21 protein-coding genes are annotated in these 17,895 nt (G+C 43.4%); 19 read left to right on the top strand and 2 right to left on the bottom strand.

The genetic code is table 11. The features are described from left to right. The first annotated feature begins 80 nt into the window (after window positions 1–80). Window positions 81–926 carry a DegV family protein gene (locus Q7A53_RS14935; protein ID WP_411789982.1) on the top strand — a complete coding sequence of 282 codons (846 nt, stop codon included), beginning with the start codon at window positions 81–83 and terminating at the stop codon, window positions 924–926. A gap of 532 nt (window positions 927–1,458) precedes the next feature. Here Q7A53_RS14935 and Q7A53_RS14930 read toward each other — a convergent pair. After that, complete coding sequence (locus Q7A53_RS14930) at window positions 1,459–1,686, bottom strand: hypothetical protein (RefSeq protein WP_411790116.1); 228 nt, start codon at window positions 1,684–1,686, stop codon at window positions 1,459–1,461. On the opposite strand from Q7A53_RS14930, the gene Q7A53_RS14925 reads away from it, so the two are divergent. The 16 genes from Q7A53_RS14925 (at window position 1,645) to Q7A53_RS14850 (ending at window position 13,931) form a co-directional block, all read left to right on the top strand. After that, window positions 1,645–2,760, top strand: a complete 1,116-nt coding sequence (locus Q7A53_RS14925) for a DEAD/DEAH box helicase (RefSeq protein WP_411789981.1) — start codon at window positions 1,645–1,647, stop codon at window positions 2,758–2,760. The two genes, Q7A53_RS14930 and Q7A53_RS14925, sit on opposite strands and share 42 nt — an antisense overlap. Then, complete coding sequence (locus Q7A53_RS14920; RefSeq protein ID WP_411789980.1) at window positions 2,757–3,428, top strand: ComF family protein; 672 nt, start codon at window positions 2,757–2,759, stop codon at window positions 3,426–3,428. Before Q7A53_RS14925 ends, Q7A53_RS14920 begins: the two co-directional genes overlap by 4 nt. Before the next feature lie 64 nt (window positions 3,429–3,492). Then, a complete protein-coding gene (locus tag Q7A53_RS14915; RefSeq protein WP_411789979.1) occupies window positions 3,493–3,921 on the top strand; it encodes a TIGR03826 family flagellar region protein in 429 nt (142 codons plus the stop codon). A 67-nt stretch (window positions 3,922–3,988) separates the two neighbouring features. Next, the gene (gene flgM, locus Q7A53_RS14910; RefSeq protein ID WP_411789978.1) at window positions 3,989–4,255 is read left to right on the top strand and encodes a flagellar biosynthesis anti-sigma factor FlgM; all 267 of its coding nucleotides are present in this window, start codon (window positions 3,989–3,991) and stop codon (window positions 4,253–4,255) included. 12 nt (window positions 4,256–4,267) lie between these two features. Then, complete coding sequence (locus Q7A53_RS14905) at window positions 4,268–4,762, top strand: flagellar protein FlgN (protein WP_411789977.1); 495 nt, start codon at window positions 4,268–4,270, stop codon at window positions 4,760–4,762. 19 nt (window positions 4,763–4,781) lie between these two features. Further along, the gene (gene flgK / locus Q7A53_RS14900) at window positions 4,782–6,335 is read left to right on the top strand and encodes a flagellar hook-associated protein FlgK (protein WP_411789976.1); all 1,554 of its coding nucleotides are present in this window, start codon (window positions 4,782–4,784) and stop codon (window positions 6,333–6,335) included. Between the two features lie 9 nt (window positions 6,336–6,344). Further along, entirely contained in the window at window positions 6,345–7,223 is an 879-nt protein-coding gene (flgL, locus tag Q7A53_RS14895) for a flagellar hook-associated protein FlgL (protein ID WP_411789975.1), read from the top strand. Between the two features lie 322 nt (window positions 7,224–7,545). After that, entirely contained in the window at window positions 7,546–8,193 is a 648-nt protein-coding gene (locus Q7A53_RS14890) for a DUF6470 family protein (protein ID WP_411789974.1), read from the top strand. 14 nt (window positions 8,194–8,207) lie between these two features. Then, on the top strand, window positions 8,208–8,666 hold the full coding sequence (fliW, locus tag Q7A53_RS14885; RefSeq protein ID WP_411789973.1) for a flagellar assembly protein FliW: 459 nt from the start codon (window positions 8,208–8,210) through the stop codon (window positions 8,664–8,666). Next, window positions 8,653–8,880 carry a carbon storage regulator CsrA gene (gene csrA, locus Q7A53_RS14880; protein WP_411789972.1) on the top strand — a complete coding sequence of 76 codons (228 nt, stop codon included), beginning with the start codon at window positions 8,653–8,655 and terminating at the stop codon, window positions 8,878–8,880. Before fliW ends, csrA begins: the two co-directional genes overlap by 14 nt. A 125-nt stretch (window positions 8,881–9,005) precedes the next feature. Next, a complete protein-coding gene (locus Q7A53_RS14875; RefSeq protein WP_411789971.1) occupies window positions 9,006–10,739 on the top strand; it encodes a flagellin N-terminal helical domain-containing protein in 1,734 nt (577 codons plus the stop codon). Between the two features lie 112 nt (window positions 10,740–10,851). Further along, the gene (gene flaG, locus Q7A53_RS14870; RefSeq protein WP_411789970.1) at window positions 10,852–11,217 is read left to right on the top strand and encodes a flagellar protein FlaG; all 366 of its coding nucleotides are present in this window, start codon (window positions 10,852–10,854) and stop codon (window positions 11,215–11,217) included. 12 nt (window positions 11,218–11,229) lie between these two features. After that, complete coding sequence (locus tag Q7A53_RS14865) at window positions 11,230–12,777, top strand: flagellar hook-associated protein 2 (protein ID WP_411789969.1); 1,548 nt, start codon at window positions 11,230–11,232, stop codon at window positions 12,775–12,777. Between the two features lie 15 nt (window positions 12,778–12,792). After that, window positions 12,793–13,182 carry a flagellar export chaperone FliS gene (gene fliS, locus Q7A53_RS14860; RefSeq protein ID WP_411789968.1) on the top strand — a complete coding sequence of 130 codons (390 nt, stop codon included), beginning with the start codon at window positions 12,793–12,795 and terminating at the stop codon, window positions 13,180–13,182. After that, window positions 13,182–13,535 carry a flagellar protein FliT gene (locus Q7A53_RS14855; protein ID WP_411789967.1) on the top strand — a complete coding sequence of 118 codons (354 nt, stop codon included), beginning with the start codon at window positions 13,182–13,184 and terminating at the stop codon, window positions 13,533–13,535. Before fliS ends, Q7A53_RS14855 begins: the two co-directional genes overlap by 1 nt. Window positions 13,536–13,538: 3 nt before the next feature. Continuing rightward, a complete protein-coding gene (locus tag Q7A53_RS14850) occupies window positions 13,539–13,931 on the top strand; it encodes a hypothetical protein (protein WP_411789966.1) in 393 nt (130 codons plus the stop codon). 57 nt (window positions 13,932–13,988) lie between these two features. Here the strand turns inward: Q7A53_RS14850 and Q7A53_RS14845 are convergent, their stop codons facing one another. Further along, entirely contained in the window at window positions 13,989–16,085 is a 2,097-nt protein-coding gene (locus Q7A53_RS14845) for an LTA synthase family protein (RefSeq protein ID WP_411789965.1), read from the bottom strand. A 482-nt stretch (window positions 16,086–16,567) separates the two neighbouring features. On the opposite strand from Q7A53_RS14845, the gene hpf reads away from it, so the two are divergent. Both hpf and Q7A53_RS14835 read left to right on the top strand, forming a co-directional pair. Next, complete coding sequence (hpf, locus tag Q7A53_RS14840; protein WP_411790110.1) at window positions 16,568–17,128, top strand: ribosome hibernation-promoting factor, HPF/YfiA family; 561 nt, start codon at window positions 16,568–16,570, stop codon at window positions 17,126–17,128. A 236-nt stretch (window positions 17,129–17,364) separates the two neighbouring features. Further along, window positions 17,365–17,565, top strand: coding sequence for a hypothetical protein (locus Q7A53_RS14835; protein WP_411789964.1), 201 nt, complete (start codon window positions 17,365–17,367; stop codon window positions 17,563–17,565). Window positions 17,566–17,895 lie beyond the last annotated feature (330 nt).

The following is a 17,895-nucleotide window of genomic DNA, read 5'->3' as shown; positions in this document are numbered from 1 at the left end:
AAATGAAAACAGAGAATTTATGGGAATAAGCATTACATAGACTAGTAGAAAATATTCTATAGGACAAGGAGTGAAAGCACATGAAAACAGCGGTCCTTACCGATAGTACTGCCTACCTTCCGAGAGAAGTCCGGAAAGCGAACGACATTCATATGGTCCCGTTAAATGTGATTTTCGGGCACGAAACGTATCAGGAAGAAGTCGATATTACCGATGAAGACTTTTACGATATGGTCAAGGAAAACAATGAACTTCCTAAGACCTCGCAGCCTTCCGTCGGCTTGATGGCAGAGAAGCTCAAAGAACTTGCGGCCGATTATGATGCCGTTGTTGCCGTTCATCTTTCCAGCGGCATCAGCGGGACGTATCAGGGTATGGTTGCAGCCGGAGATATGGTAGAGGATCTTGATGTTCATGTGTTCGATTCTGAAATGAGCTGCTTAATGCAGGGGTTTTACGCTTTAGAAGCGGCAGAGCTTGCCAGCAACGGGGCAACACCTGAGCAGATTATCGCTCGCTTAGAGGAAATGAAGACTGGAATGCACGCCTACTTTATGGCGGATGATTTATCTCATCTGGCCCGCGGCGGCCGCCTGAACGGTGCACAGGCCTTCGTCGGCAGTCTGCTGCAAATCAAGCCGGTGCTTCATTTTGTAGATACAAAGATTGTCCCTTTTGAAAAAATCCGCACGAGAAAGAAAGCTTTGAAACGAATTCTTACGTTGTTCGAAGAATCGGTCCGTGAAGGCGGGCACGTAAAAGCGAGTGTGATTCACGCAAATCGGCTGGAAGAAGCGGAACAGATTAAACGTGAGATCGAAGCTGAGTTTGATAATGTAGAAGTGTACGTCAGTCATTTCGGACCGGTTATTGGCACGCACCTTGGCGAAGGGGCGATCGGCATGGGCTGGTACCGTCAGTCTTAATTTTTGATAGCCGTGACTTTTTTGAATTCGCTGCGAAATCCTCCTGAATATGCTAAAATTTATGTAAATATATGGAATTTTAATGGAGGTTTTCGTGTGTATACTAGGATATTTAAGAACGAAAAGACAAATATTACACACAACTTAATTGGAGCTTTTCTTTTTGGATTAGTTTTTGATTACTACTTTTGGCCGTTAGTTAGTTTTGAGCATGTTAGTTCGTTGATTATTTTTTCTGCGTTTAATATTTGGGTGGTTTGTACTATAGTCTATACACTACTCAAACTTAACAATTATAAAAATTCAAACGGCAATTCATATGAACACAACTAAAATAATATATTATAATCAACTTCAAGAAATAAAGATTTGCACGCGATCAACGATACACTCCCCCTAATCTGGAAGCGGATCTCCCCGCTTCCTCCCCACAAAGAAAGGTGATCTTATGATCCGCTCCTATTTTTCTCCAGACTATGACTGGATTCCTATGGTTCAATCGGAAAAATCTCTCCCGCAATATGCTGGTAAACTATTGCTTCAAGCTGAAATTCCCCTTGAGCATCGGCAAGACTATTTTACTCCTATTCATTCCATAGAAAAGCATCGCTGGGGTCGTCGCTGCCGGCGCTGCGGCAATCAAGTCAATTACAAATTTGCGCAATTGCCTCATACGGCGTGCGGCAAGCGCTGCTGCTACTGTCGCAGCTGCATCAAAATGGGAAGGGTGCTGGACTGTGAACCCCTGTATTATGGACACCCATTTTCAACTTGGACACGTTACGAAGCTCCGTGTGCTTGGCAAGGAGAGCTGACTCCAGCTCAGCAAGTCGCCGCATCCGCAATTTCGGAGTTGGTCGAAAAGGGTGCCGGTGAGCTGCTCGTCTGGGCGGTTTGCGGAGCTGGAAAGACGGAAATGCTTTTCCCTGGGCTGACGCTCGCTTTGCAGCAGGGAAAGCGGGTGTGTCTCGCCACCCCGAGAACGGACGTTGTTCGTGAACTGCTGCCACGGTTTCGGCAGGCATTTCCCGACGTTCCTATTGAAGCTCTGTACGGAGACAGTCCTGATAAGGCGGGAGCGGCTCAGTTGATTATCTCGACGACCCATCAGCTGCTCCGCTATGCGCATTCTTTTGATGTGATGATCATTGATGAGGTCGACGCTTTCCCTTACCACCAGGATTCCTCTCTTCACTATGCTGCCAGGCGAGCAGCTAAACCGCAGGCAGCGGTCCTCTACTTAACCGCGACGCCGAGAAAACAGCAGCGCCGCCGAATTCAAATGAAGAAACTGCCGGTCGTGTTTATTCCGAAACGGTTCCATGGCCATCCTCTGCCCGTGCCTCAATTTAAATTACTCCCCACCTTTCACAAAAAAATGGAAAACCATCAGCTTCCTGCTTCCATTCTCACCCTGATCGATCAACAACAGCAAAGCCCCCGGCAGCTGCTTATCTTTGTGCCGGTTATTGCTCAAGCAGAAGCTGTGGCAAAGTTACTAAACACCCATGACTCTGCTGTCCCTTTTGTTCATGCCGAAGATCCGGACCGTGCAGACAAAATTTCCGCCTTCCGTGAGAAAAGGTATCGGATCCTCGTGACCACGACTATTTTAGAGCGAGGCGTTACGTTTCCGTCAGTTGATGTGTTTGTACTGGATGCCGGTCATGAAGTATTCGACGAAGCCGCCCTGGTGCAAATCTCGGGACGAGCAGGGCGTAGTCCGGAAGATCCGAAAGGTGATGTCCTCTTTTTTCATAGTGGAAAAACGAATGCCATGGTTGATGCTGTGAACTCGATTGGCAAAATGAATCGATTGGGGAAGAAAACATGAGATGTGTGATTTGTTTTACCGCCATTGTTCCTGAAGTAAGCTGGGGGAATGTTTGGAAACTTCCAGAAAAGGAATGGGTTTGTGACCACTGCAGCCAAAAGTTTGAGCGAATAAACAAAAAGGGCTGCCCTCTGTGCTCGCGAAATGATTCACAAGGGATTTGTTTTGATTGTGAACGCTGGGAGCAGCATCCTGTCTGGCAAGGAGTGCTAAGCAGAAACAGCTCCGTCTTTCACTACAACGATTTTGCTAAAGAAGTTGTCGCCCGCTGGAAGTATCGCGGGGATTACCAGCTGATTACGGCATTTGAAAAGGAACTCCATCAGGTTTTCGCTGATGCAAAGACCAAAGATCTTCCGCTTGTTCCTATTCCGTTAAGTAAGGAACGGGAAGTCGAACGAGGGTTTAATCAGGCAGAAGCTGTAATTGAAAGTGTGAAAGGTCAACCGTATCGTCTGCTTGAGCGAAGGCACACGGAAAAGCAAGCAAAGAAAGACAGGAAGAATAGAATCCATTCCGAGAATCCTTTTTTTCTTATCGAGTCACCTCCAGAAGTGGTTGTGTTAGTAGATGATATTTATACGACTGGGACCACGCTCCGCCACGCAGCATCCCTATTGAGAAAACAAGGCAGCAGGCAGGTGTATTCGCTCACATTATTTCGTTAATCCCCCTTTGGAATTGCTCTAGGTTGTCGATATAATGAGTAAAGAGATTTAGGAGGCGACTTTCATGGGGGAATTAGCCAATTGTCCAAACTGTCATGCGATCTTTTTGAGAGGGACCGCAACGGTTTGCTTGAATTGCAGAAAACAAGAAGAAGAGGACTTTCAAACGGTCTATCGTTTTATTCGGAAAAAGAAAAATCGGACAGCCACTGTCGAGGATATTACGAAAGCAACAGGAGTAGACGAAGAATTAATTCGTAAGTTTGTGAAAGAACGACGGCTTCATCCAGCTCAGTTTCCCGCACTCGCTTATTCCTGCGAGAAATGCGGAGCATCCATACAAGAGGATCGCTTATGCGTCAGCTGCAAAAAAACGTTAGAAGAAGGTCTAAAGGCTCATGAACAGACGAGTCAGGCCCTTGAGCAAAAGAAACGCGAGAATTTAAGCTCAGGACTAACCTACTATTCTGTGAACAGTCATAAGAAGAGCTAAACTAATTAGATGAAAAGCCGATAATAGAAGCAACTAACTGAACGATATTAGGAATGAGGTGAGCGTAATGAAAATTAACGGCCCGAACCATTCAAATTTCAATCCTTATCAAAAGCAAATGAATAAGCAAATGGAACCGAAGAAAAGCAGCGGCCAGCAGGACCGATTGGAAATTTCCAAGCAGGCCCTAAATATGCAAGGAAATGAAAAGACTCATCCTTCAAGACAGAAGAAAATTGACCAAATTAAACACGATATCGACACAGGAAATTATCAAGTGAACGCAAAAGCAACGGCAAAGAAGATGCTCGATTTCTGGTCGAACAAATCGTAGAGGAGAATAACCGTGACAATCGATCCTATCGTTACATCGATGACACAGCTAAGACAGCTGCATGAAAGCCTGCTCGTTTTATCTAAGAAGAAAACAGCCGTCTTAAAACAGAATGAAACGAAAGCGCTCAGTCAGCTGCTTGCTGCTGAGCGTAAGCATGTTCAGGCGATTGATAAAGTGGAAAAGCAGCGGATCAAAGCGGTTCAGCAATGGTATGCAGCGCATAGTTTTCGGGCCAATGATCCCACCATTTCTGAGATGATCGAGCTCGCTGAGGGAGAAGAACAGCAAAAGCTTCAAAAAGCCTATGAAGCTTTCATTCTAGTCCTCGCTGACCTGAAGAAGCAGGAAGCGCTCAATGGCGAGCTTACGAAACAGTCGCTGCAATTTATTAATCTATCACTGGATATGCTTCAGCCGTCTTTGCAAAACCTAAATTACGGTGGAGGCTCGAAACCGAACGAAGATACGGAACAAAAGCGCTCTGTATTTGATTCGAAAGCCTGAATGAAAGAGGAGAATCAAGATGGTATCAACCTTTAATGGACTGGAAGTCGCAAAGCGCGGCCTCTTCACCCAGCAGTCCGCTTTATATACAACCAGCCACAACATCGCTAATGCGAATACCCCTGGCTATACCCGCCAGCGCGTGAATTTTGAACAGACGAGCCCTTATCCATCACCGGCGCGGAACCGGGAGCAGATTGCCGGACAGATCGGAAGCGGTGTTCAAGCAGGCTCGATTGAACGCGTCCGTACACAATTTCTGGATGATCAGTACCGCGGGGAAAATAACCGTACGGGCTATTATGATAGCATCTCCAGTGCGATGGGGCGGCTCGAGCAAGTAATGAATGAACCATCTGAGAACGGACTGTCCAAAACGATGGACCGTTTCTGGCAATCATTGCAGGATCTATCCGTCAATCCGGAAGATTCCGGCGCACGCTCCGTCGTCCGTCAGCGTGGAAAAGCAGTCGCGGAGACGTTTAATTACTTATCCAATACGATCAATACGATGCAAAAGGATATTAAGAGTGAAACGGATGTAACGAAAAAAGAGATCAATTCGCTCTCCAGCCAAATCAATACGATCAATAAACAAATTGCGGAAGTCGAACCACATGGCTACGTTCCGAATGACTTGTATGATGAGCGAGACCGGTTAATTGATCAAATGTCCGGACTTGTGAACATCAATGTTTCTTATGAAGACCCGCCGAGTTCCGCTGACCCGTTGGCGATGGGGAAAGCAACGATTTCACTCGTTGATGATAATGGTCAAAACCTTTCTTCAAAAGCAACGCTCGTGAACGGGGCCGATAATTCGGTACAGGACATTGACATCCAATATTCCACAGACAATTCGGCTCTGGCAAGTTCGGTATCGGTGGGAAACACCAGCTACTCCGCCGAGTCGTTTAACTCGCCAGGGAAATTGCGCGCGCTGATGGATACAGCTGGCTACACAACTGGAAACGGCGAAGAACAGGGCGTTTACTCAACGATGCTGCATAATCTTGATACGATGGCGACATCATTTGCGAATCAGTTTAATGAAGTGCAGACGAGCGGCGAATCGTTAAATACGCTCGATAATAACAATACTCCGCCAGCCTTTTTCTCATTAGAAGGGTCAACGTTGAAAAACGGTGTTCAGGTGGGGTTAGCCGGTTCGATCGACATTACAGAGGAAATGGACGACCTAGATAATATTGCGGCGGCAAGTTCTTCGGAAGCTTTTGCGGGAAATGGTGATAATGCCCAGGCGCTGGCAGAAGTGCAGCAGCAGTCCGATCCGCTGCTTGGAGAAGAAACCAATTTGAACAGCTTCTATGAATCTTTGATCGGCGGGATGGCGGTAGATGCTCAGGAAGCGTCCAGGCTCTCCAACAACTCACAGACGCTGAAGCAATCCGTGGACCAATCCCGGCAGTCCGTTAGTTCGGTATCTTTGGATGAAGAAATGACCAATACGATCAAGTATCAGCACGCCTATAATGCGGCGGCACGAAATATTACGATGGTCGACGAAATGCTGGACCGGGTCATCAATCAAATGGGACGAGTAGGAAGGTAGGGATGACAGATGCGCGTAACGCAATCGATGCTTGCGAACAACATGCTGCGTAACTTAAGCAACAGCTACGGCCAAATGGGCAAATATCAGGAGCAATTGTCGACAGGGAAAAAGATCTCTAAACCGTCCGACGATCCTGTGGTCGCGATGAAGGGGATCAATTATCGTTCCCAGTTAACTGAGGTTAAGCAGTATCAGCGGAATATCGGAGAAGTACATAACTGGATGGATAACAGTGATTCTGCGCTCGATAAAGCAACTCAAGCGATGCAGCGGATTCGTGAATTAACCGTTGAAGCTAGCAATGACACCTATGAATCCGGACAGCGAGGCAATATCGCGAAAGAAATCCGCCAGATGAAGGATCACTTGGCGAGTATTGCCAATACAAAAGTGAACGATAAGTATATTTTTAATGGTGCCAACACGACAGAAGCGCCTGTAGATACGGATACGACTACCGTGAACAGTAGTTCTTCAAATGTCGATATTGCCGTGTCCGCCGGAGTATCGATTAATGCGAATGTAACGGGTGACAAAGTGTTCAGTCAGAAGTTATTTGATGATCTCGACAAATTTGCGGATGCTTTGGAAGATCCGAATTCTACCGGTGAAGATTTGGACGGGTATTTAGATACGTTTGATACCCACATTAACAATATTGTGAATACACGGGCGGATCTTGGGGCGCGGATGAACCGTGTTGATTTGATTGAGGACCGCCTGCAGACACAGGAAGTGACGGCCACACAGATGATGTCTGATAATGAAGATGCGGATATTGAAAAAGTGATTACGAATTTAAAAACTCAAGAAAGTGTGCATCGTGCGGCGCTGAGTGTAGGATCACGGATTATTCAGCCTACACTGATGGATTTTCTAAGGTAAGGCTGTCTCTTTAGGATGGTCTTTTTCATATGACTCTCAAAAAAATTTGCAGGGTTCCGTTACTGGAAATAGTAGTTCAGGGTCAGGGAAACAGCTCGCTTTCCGTGGGCGTCCGTTGAGCCTCCTCAGGCTGCGCCTTCCGGGGTCTCACCTAGTCCGCACCTCCCACAGGAGATTCCCTGTTTCCCTTCCCCATTCTCCTTATTTTGTTTACGGAACCACCTTAATTTCATTAGTATTTAGCATGTAGGAAGCTTCTTGATCTTTTCAAAAATAGGCCACACTTGTGTTGATGATAAGAAAGATTGTGGAGCTCTCTATATTGCGAGAGAAACTAGCAGGTATCACTCATCATCCTCAAGTATTGTGCTTCAATGCAATCGGGTCAATTTTAAATATTGGAAAAGGTGGTGGAGGGAAGATGATGCCAAGACTTAGTATTCAGACGAACCAGGCGCGGCTGGGGATTTCTACACGGAATGCGGTTCAGACGATTCGGCAGCCGGAAGCGGAGATGTCGATTCAGCAGCCAGAGGCCAAGGTGCGGATTGAACAGAGACCAGGACAGCTGACGATTGATCAGACAAAGGCTTGGCACAATATTGATTTGAAAAGTATCTTTGTCCGAACAGATGAGATGGCTTCGGAATCCGTACAGTTAGCTTTGCAAGGCATTGGTCGGGTGGCGAGTGAAGGCGACGAACTGATGAGAATTGAAAATAAAGGGAATTCGATCGCTGCCCAGGCAGAGCGTAACTCGCACTATGAATTTGACATTCAGCCAGGAGGACGACCCGCCTATGATCTGGTCGATCTTCACTACACTCCTCACCCGACGCAAATTTCTATTGAAAAACAAGACCCGGTGATTCATGCTCAACAAAGAGACAAGGAGTTTACCTATCAGCCCGGTGAAGTGAATATGGAGCTTGAACAATATCCAGATGTGAATATAGATTGGAAAGTTTAAAAAAGGATGGATAAATGATGAAGATAGAAACAAAGCACTTTGGAACGGTAGAAGTGGATGGCAATGAACTGATTCGCTTTGAACAGGGGATTCCTGGACTGGAACAATATAAAACGTATGCGATGCTTCCTGTAGATAAGGCTTCTGTGTATTTTGCCTTGCAGTCAATTGATGAAGCTGCTATTGCCTTAATTATTACAAATCCTTATTTATTTTACAGTGATTATGAGTTTAATTTGGATGAGCCAGTGAAAAACGATTTGAACATTAGTAAAAGGGAAGAAGTAGCGGTTTATAATGTGCTTACCTTGAAGGATCCTTTTAACACTTCCACGATTAATTTACAGGCACCGATTGTCATCAATGCGGAAACAAAAAAAGGGCGTCAGGTGATTTTAACGAATGGTGAGTATCATACTAAGCATCCTTTGATACAAAAACAGGAAAGCGGTGGCCGCCGTGCTCATCCTTAACCGAAAAGCAGGTGAATCCATTCGCATTGGTGACGATATAGAAGTGAAGATTGTATCGGTAGAAGGCGGGCAAGTGAAACTGGGGGTAGACGCACCGAGAAGCTTGGATGTTTATCGGGAAGAAGTCTATAAAGCTATTCAGAAAGAGAATGCAGAAGCGGCAAACTTTTCAGCAGATCTCCTGAATTTATTAAAAAATGATAAAAAAGATTAAACCAAACTAAAAGTCGTCCGATATAAGGTATGTAAAACACTACAACTTAGCCGGCCGGCTTTTTGTTTTGTAAAACTTGTTCCACAAGGACGTGGAACGTAAAATTCAAGGAGGAATATTTACTAATGAGAATTAATCACAATATCGCGGCTTTAAATACTTACCGTCAACTAGGGCAGGCAAACAATGCTCAAGCCAATTCTATGGAAAAATTATCTTCAGGTATGCGCATCAATAAAGCTGGAGATGACGCAGCTGGTCTTGCAATCTCCGAAAAAATGCGTGGGCAAATTCGTGGATTAGATCAAGCACAGCGTAACTCACAGGATGGCATTTCAATGATCCAAACAGCTGAAGGTGCTCTGAATGAAACTCATAGCATTTTACAACGGATGCGTGAGCTAGCAACTCAAGCATCAAATGATACTAATACTGAAACCGATCGTGGTGAAATTCAAAAAGAAATAAATCAGTTAACTTCTGAAATTAACCGCGTAGGGAATACTACTGAATTCAATACTCAAAAACTATTAAAAGGTGGAGACGGTTCTTCAAAAGTCAGTGATACAGGATTAACTTTACCTTCCACTGTAGGAGCAGGCACAGCTGGAACTAAAGATTCTGTTACTCAGACAACCGTCACAGATGCTATACAAGCTTTAAGTAATAATGATACTGGTTCAATGAACTTTAATATAGGTGGAGAAACAATTACAGTTAATTTAGACTCCTCCTCTACTGTATCAGCTAGTGCAGTTTCAAATGACGGTAAAACAATTACTTTAGGTACTAGTGATGCAGGTACAGGTATGGCTTCAGATGGCACAGGATCTGATAAAATAGCAAGCCTGTTAAATAATGCAATAAATAATAATGATAATTTGAGAGGCAAATATACGGCTACTAGCTCCTCTGACGCTAATAATGAATTAACTATCAGTGCAGTAGCGGGAAGTGACGCAGATGGTTCAAATGGACAAATATCTGCAGCAACTGATGGTAGTATTTTAATTTCAAGTCCTACTACTCCAACTGCAGGAACAGTGGTAGCTGGAAATAAAGCAAGTTCAGGGGACATAGATTTTAGTAGCATCTCAACTGCTAGTGATGTTCAATCTCTAGTAGGTAAAGGTTTAACCATTGGAGATCAAACAATTGAATTTTATGATGCTGCAGATGGTGCTTATAGTGGGAATGGTTTTGGAGTAGATGTTCATAATGCAGCAAGTGGTGCAGATGTCGTAGCTGATTTAACTTCTCAAGCTGGAGGTAAACTAGAAGATGTTATCTTAAAAGAAGGTTCTACAGCTTCTAATTTAGTAGTAGAAGCTAAAGATCGTGGTACATCTGGTAATGAGATTACTATCCGTGATGGAGGAATATCAAAAAATTTCGAAGCAAGTTTTCAAGTTGGGGCTAATCAAGGCCAAAGTATGTCGATTGAAATTAATGATATGAGAGCAGATGCCCTTGGTCTGACTGGAAAAGCTGGAACTGGTGACTATACAACTTCTAATAATGTTACAAATGGAACAAATAACACTGCAGTTGAAGCAGCACTTAATGTATCTTCACATGATAGTGCCTCTGCTGCCATTACAGCAATTAATGATGCAATTGAACAAGTTTCTGCTCAGCGTTCAAACCTGGGTGCATACCAAAACCGCTTAGACCATACTATTAATAACCTTGGAACTTCTTCAGAAAACTTAACTGCAGCTGAATCACGCATTAGAGACGTTGATATGGCGAAAGAAATGATGAATCAAACAAAATCTTCAATCCTTTCTCAGGCTTCTCAAGCCATGCTTGCAAAAGCAAACCAGCAGCCTCAAGGTGTACTTCAATTACTACGTTAATAATAATCATTCAAAACCCTTCCAATCCGGAAGGGTTTTTTCTTTTACCCTTAATATTTCTTTACTAGATCCGATATAAAAAGAAACAGAATAGGTTAGGGAGTTGTAGAAGGTGGACGTAGCAAAAATACAGACCCAATCACAACTTCTCCAGAGAGATACGAAACAGCGAGTGCTTCATACATCTGTTCAGGAGAACAAGACAGATACTAAAAAACAAAGAGACGATCAAACTCAAAGTGAACAAAAATTTCATAAAGAAGATATTAAAAAAGCGGTGGAGGGAATGAACAAGTTTTTAGAACCAGTCAAAACCTCGATTCGCTTCCAATACCATGAAAAATTAGAAGAATACTATGTCACAATCGTCGATAGTCAAACAGATCAAGTAGTGAAAGAAATTCCTCCGAAGAAAATGCTCGATTTCTTTGCAGCCATGGAGGAGTCTCTTGGAATTATTGTGGATCATAAAATATAAGCAGGTGATAACATGAGTGATTTAATGAGAGTCGGCGGTTTAGCTTCCGGGATGAATACGGATGAAATCGTCAGCAAGCTGATGAAAGCGGAACGTATGCCGTTAGACAAAATGGAACAGGACAAAAAGTGGATGACCTGGCAGCGGGACGCTTACCGTGATGTCAATAAGCAGCTGCTTGAGCTGGATAATATGACGTTAGATATGAAGCTTGAAAAGACGTATAACACGAAGAAGACGTCTTCACCCACAACTGCGATCACAGCGGAAGCTACGGCTAGTGCGGGAAATGGGAACTATAATGTTCAGGTGAAAAAGCTTGCGACAGCAGCTTATAACTTAAGTGAATCTTCTTTATCAAAAGATTCAGCGGATAAAATTGATCCTACAAAAGCGTTGTCCACTCAATCCAGCAAGTTTACGAACGCGATTCAGACAGGCACGTTCACGATTGAAACCTATAGTGAAGATGGACCCGTTTCCAAAGACTTTAATGTCACGATGGATAAATCTTTAAATGATATTTTAGGAGAAATTAACGATTCCGATTTAGGGGTCCGGGCCTTCTATGATCAAAGTGCGGACAAAGTGATGATTGAACGGACAGAAACAGGAGATTTTAATACCGATCAATCTAAGTTTTTAGGAGCAGAAATTGGTTTTAATGGTTCGACGGCTGGTTTTCTTTCCAATACTCTTGGATTAAAGAACGGCGACAATTCCAGCGGCACCTGGGAATTAAATGAAAAAGGCGGAACCGACGCTCAATTCGTTTATAACAACGATCTGGTCATCAACACCCATGATAATAATTACACCCTAAACGGCGTGAACTTCCAATTCAACAGCGTCATGGACAAGGCGGTGAATGTGAACGTCTCAAACGACGTCGACTCAGCGGTTGATTCGATCACGAAATTTGTTGATAAGTATAATAAGATGATTGAAGATTTGAATAAGCAGGTGGACGAAAGGCGTCACCGCGACTTCCAGCCGTTAACGGATAAGCAAAAGGAAGATATGGACGAGAAAGAAATCGAGCTTTGGAATGAGAAGGCGAAAAGCGGGATGCTGTACAGTGACGCTAATATCCGCGGTGGTCTTTCTTCGATGCGACAGGACTGGTATTCCAATGTCGAAACGGGCGGAGAGTATACGCAGCTCTCGCAGATTGGGATTAAAACTTCGGCTAACTACATGGACAAAGGGAAGCTGTTAATCAACGAGGACGACTTACGAGAAGCATTACGGAAGGACCCTGATGCCGTTCACGACCTTTTTGCCGGCACGGACACTGAAAAAGGGATAGTGGAAAAGCTGAAGACGTCGATTTCTACCACGATGGATAACATAGAGCGCAAAGCTGGGAAAACTTCCAGTACCGAGGAGAGCTATACACTCGGCCGCCAGTTAGGGAATATGGATGATCGCATGAATGCTTTTGAGGACCGGTTAAGTGACATTGAAGACCGCTACTGGTCGCAATTTGGTGCCATGGAGAAAGCGATCTCCAAGCTGAATTCTCAATCTGCCTACCTGTCACAAAGTTTTGGATCATAAAGGGGTAATGTAAAAATGTCTATTCAGGCTTATCAAAATAATTCAGTAGAAACGGCGTCTCCCGGTGAACTGACTTTAATGCTTTACAATGGCTGCATTAAGTTCATTAAAGTCGCAAAAACAGCGATGGAAAATAAAGAAATTGAGAAGAAGAACACCAATATTCAAAAAGCGCAGAACATTATTCAAGAGCTGATGGTGACTATGAATCAGGAGTACGCGGTCTCGAAAGAAATCCTGCCTTTGTACGACTACATGAACCGTCGCTTAATGGAAGCAAATGTGAAAAATGATGCAGCGATCCTTGATGAAGTTCACGGGATGGCTGTGGAGTTCAGAGACACGTGGAAGGAAGTTATCCTGCAAACAAGAAAACTTCAGTACGGACAGGGCGGCAACGCTTAATGGAGAAGTGGAAAAAATTCGCTGAGCTTTCGAATCAGCTCGAATCTCTGCTTGGGCAAAAGGTAACGGAAGCGAACCGGGACGATCTTTTGAAAAAAGTAAATCAAATTCTTGACGAACGTGAGTATTTAGTGAAAGAATTACCTCAAGCAAGCACGCGGGAAGAGCGTCAGCTAATTGATCAAGTGCTCCAAAAGGAACCGCAGCTGGAACAGCGATTGGATCGTTTATTTAAGGATTTAAAGGCCGCTATGAGAACGATGAAAAAAAAGAAATCCAGCAATCAGCGCTATACGAATCCTTATCAAAGTGTTTCCAGCTATGACGGTAAGTTTATGGACCATAGGAAGTAGTAGGTGATTGTAATGTCAGAATTAACTGCAGAGCAGCATCATATGCTGAGAGAATACGATCGATTACTCATTGTAACGAGTGAGGCATTTGAATATTTAGAGGAGAACATGAACGAAGAAGCTCCAAAAGAAGTGCAGCAGGTGTTTGAAGATGTTTTGCTGTCCTTTGAGCAAATGAGTGTCACGCATGAGCAGATGGTGACGCTATTTGATGGCGACAATCAGGCCAATTTCCTGATTGAGGATTTCCATTCAATGATTGAGCATTTAAAGGGCTGGTTTGAGCTGGAAAAGCAGGAAGAGAAGCGGCTGCTGCTGGCTGAAAAGGTGGTTCCTGCCTATGAGAGCTGGCGCGACCAAATGCAATTGTTTGTGAAGCCTTACATTGCTCACTAAATGCACGGGGTACATACATAGAAAAAAGCTAGCCCAAGCGGCTAGCTTTTTCTATGCTTAATATAATTTTTTCTTAATATATTGGTCGCCGGAGAGCACATCAAATTCCATTTCATGATAATTTTGCAGCAGCTTCTGTGTAGAAGCGGGCAGGTCATCGGGCGAATTAACGATGCGTCCGTTCTCCTGCATGTACAGGTTTTCTTTGAAGGCAGGGATTTTCTTGTTCATTTCCTCTAAATAGTTGTAGAACAGGTTGCTCTTGTAATCGAGTGCATGAACGATGGTGGGAGCAAAGTAAATCGGGCTCATCACGCCCACGTCTTTTTGAAGACCGGTATCGAAATTTGAAATAAAGAGCAATGGCGTTTCATAGTAATCAGGGTTGGTTGATTGCTTTTGCCCTTTGCCATAGTTCGCTTCTTTATAGGCTTTAAGGTTCGGCCCGAGAGACGGCAGGTGATCCCCCCAAACGACAACCAGAGTTGGTTCCGTTAACGATTGTACTTCTTCTTCCAATCGTTTTAACGTCTGATCGGATCGTTTAATCCCTTCTGAATACACCTCGACTTTTTCCTTGGAATCAGGCGATAGATTTCCGCCTGATACTTTTATCGAGCTTCCATCTTTGTACTTATTCCCGCCATAAGGCAAGTGATTCGCGATCGTGACCGCGTGGACGAAGGCAGGTTCTTTCTTTTGCTTCACGACATCTAAAATTTCATTCACGACCGAATCGTCGGAAACAAAGCGGTCGTTGTCTTTTTTCGTATACTTCATATCGTCAATGAATTCGGCTTTATCAAACCCGATATTCGGATAAACGGTTTGCCGGCGGTAGAGATTTCCTCCGTTTGGATGGATCGCTTCTGTAAAGTAACCCAGCTGGTCTAAATAAGAAGCAAAGGATGGGTAGTCTTTATGAGACAGTACGTGCTCATAAGGCAGACCGCCTGGATTTACGTAGTTCATGGAATAACTGGTCAGCGCCTCGAATTCTACGTTTGCTGTATTCCCCCCGAACGCCGGACTGAGAATGGAGCCAGAAGGGTATTTTTCCATCAGCTTGCGTGTGTTTTTCAATGGATCTTCAGAGAATTTCAAGTCAAGCTTAGTCGGATCCCAGAACGTTTCATTCATATAAAAAATAATATTGGCTTTCACCGGCAAATCAGCTTGTGTCGGCATCGATGCAAATACGGACGAAGCTGTTTGAGTCGAAGCGGAAGATACCGTTTTAACAGAGGTTAACGTTTTTTCCATGGAACCTTTCGTATACGTGTCCGGTTCCTCTAGAATATTCAATTTAAGATTAGATACCATACCAATCACAGGGCCATTATGATCGTAACTGGCGTTCTGGTTCCATGGCATGAGACTCGCATATTCGGAATAATATTTTTCTGCAAAAGTACCATCATAGATGAAAAATGATTTGATTAAAAAGATGACCGGGATCAGCACAATGATCCGGGCAATTAGTTTAAGCTTAATCTTCGGCAGAAAGAACCATAGAACGAGTAAACCTATGCAGACCGCAATAATTCCGATCGTGATCGGCAGCGAAATGCTATCGCTGATTAATGGAATGACATCTTTCATTTGGCCGATTTGCACCAGGTCATTCGGAAACAGCGGTTCATTTCGAAAGATCAGCTTATAATGGTTGGTAATCGCGAAGATAAAGTATAGCACCAAAGCGATCCCCGACGTAAGAAACGCCTCGCCGATGACGAGCATTAGGCCGAAAGTAAGCAGAGATAATAGAAAGGCACTAAATAGAAAGGTACTTAAATTATGCTGAATCCACTCCGTTGTATCCACTAGATGTTTGATATCAATTTGATAGATTAAAAATACACCAGCGGATATCAAACCTACTGTGATCGAAAACAGCAAAGCAGTAAAGTAGGCGTAAGCTTGAGAGAGTGATAGTTTAGTTAAAAACTCATTCTTACTTAGCCAGAGTGTCAGTATCCATAAGAGTATCGAAACTCCAAAGACTAGGAGAACCAGTAATGTAGTGTGAAATTGCGCCCAGTCAAAAACGACATTAAAATCTCCGGACACTCCCCAGGTAATGAACATATAGCCTGCTGCTGTGATGTATATATAAGCCAGCAGTAAAGGTAATAAACGATAGTATGGCTTCAATGAGCTTCCTCCTTCAACAGATCCTCTATCTGTAAACGCTATGAACAAAGTAATCGCAGTTTTGCATTTTCATAGAAAAATTGTAAAGATATGATAACAGTAGTGTAAACTTCATTTTAACATGATTTACAATTGATTAACATTCTATTGAATGGCTGGATATCAATGGGAGAAAACGATAACTATTTCCTACTCTATTCTTTTCTCAAATTTTTTCCTCTGTTTTACATAAACCAAATGGACAGTTTAGTTTAAGGTTTGGAAATGTACGAATAAGTACCAAATATCAGCATTTGCCGTCTTTTTTATTCAATTTTATCTCTCTCTTAAAACTTCTGAAAATACTAATATCATAAGGTTTTCGTGGGTTTCCAACAATTTCCGACATATATTCGTCAAAATATTTAGATAGTTTGTGCAGGAATGGGGTGTGGTATGGTAGAATATATTACACATAAGGATGAAAGGAGGACACTTCTATGATGAGTTACAACATTCGCGGTGAAAACTTAGAGGTGACGGATTCCATAAAGGAATATGTGGAGAAAAAGGTGGGCAAACTGGAGCGCTACTTTGATACTCCGCCGTCTTCTGAGGTACACGTCAATTTAAGTGTCTATAATGATGAGCAGACTATCGAGGTTACTATACCAATGAAGGATCTACTTCTTCGCGCTGAAGAACACAATACAGACTTATACGCTGCCATCGACCTTGTGGTTGATAAATTGGAACGACAAATCCGAAAGCATAAAACGAAAGTAAATCGAAAGTTCCGCCAAGAGGGTGCTCCAAAGTATGTGTTTGCAGAATTAGAAAGAGAAGCTTCTCAAAAACAGCTGGAGGAACACGAGGAAAGTGACTTTGATATTGAAATCGTTCGAACCAAGCGCTTCGATCTGAAACCAATGGATAGTGAAGAGGCTGCTTTGCAAATGGATATGCTGGGTCATGCATTTTATGTATTTACAAATGCAAATACGGATGAAACGAACATTGTATATAAACGCCGTGACGGCAAATATGGCTTAATCGAAACTTGATAAGCTCATAGGATGAAAGCACTCCTCAATAGAGGGGTGCTTTTTTAGTTTTATCGTTCATTTGGGTATAAAGGCGGGGATTCCAAAGGAGGAGTCAGAAGGAAGCTTGTAAATCTCTCTAGTAAAAGCCTGTTTTCATAGAATTCAAACATAGGAAAAGCCTTTTCTTCGCATTTCGGCAATTCTCGCATACGTGGTATAACTAAATTGTATTATCCTTCCAGGGAGGCGATAGCTTGAAGAATACTTATAAATGTTCACACTGTGACTATCTTTACCAGCGCATGAAGCAGCAGGAGGAAACGATCGCTCAGCTCGTTGATATGATGGCTGTTACGAACCGGCGTATTTATGATCTGGATCAGCGTCAGTCAGGAATTGAGCATCAATTAGTCCGTGAACATTCACCCCGCTTTACCCCTTCCAATCCCCTTTAATAAACGCCTCCGCAAAAAGGCAGTCCTCCCTCGGGCTGCCTTTTTGTTCGTAGTATCCGATTTGGAGATAACTAAGGTTCGTTGCCTGGTTAAGTATAAGGGTGACGGGGAAACGATTCTCGATAGGGTGGCAGTAGTATTTAGAGGAAAACTGTATAGATTTCTTTTTGTAATAGATATTATGAGTCCTACATCTTTTAATATTTCCGTTCTCACAATAACCATAAAGAGGTCGGGGAAATGACGAGACTCCTATGGGAGGATAGGACAAGGTGAGATCCCGGAAGGCAAAATACACTGACCCCCGATTGTTGGACACTTATCCAACCT

The organism is Halobacillus rhizosphaerae, from assembly GCF_046719735.1.
GTDB lineage: Bacteria > Bacillota > Bacilli > Bacillales > Halobacillaceae > Halobacillus_B > Halobacillus_B rhizosphaerae.
The sequence above is the reverse complement of the archived record's forward strand: the minus strand, read 5'-3'. Positions and strand labels throughout refer to the sequence as shown.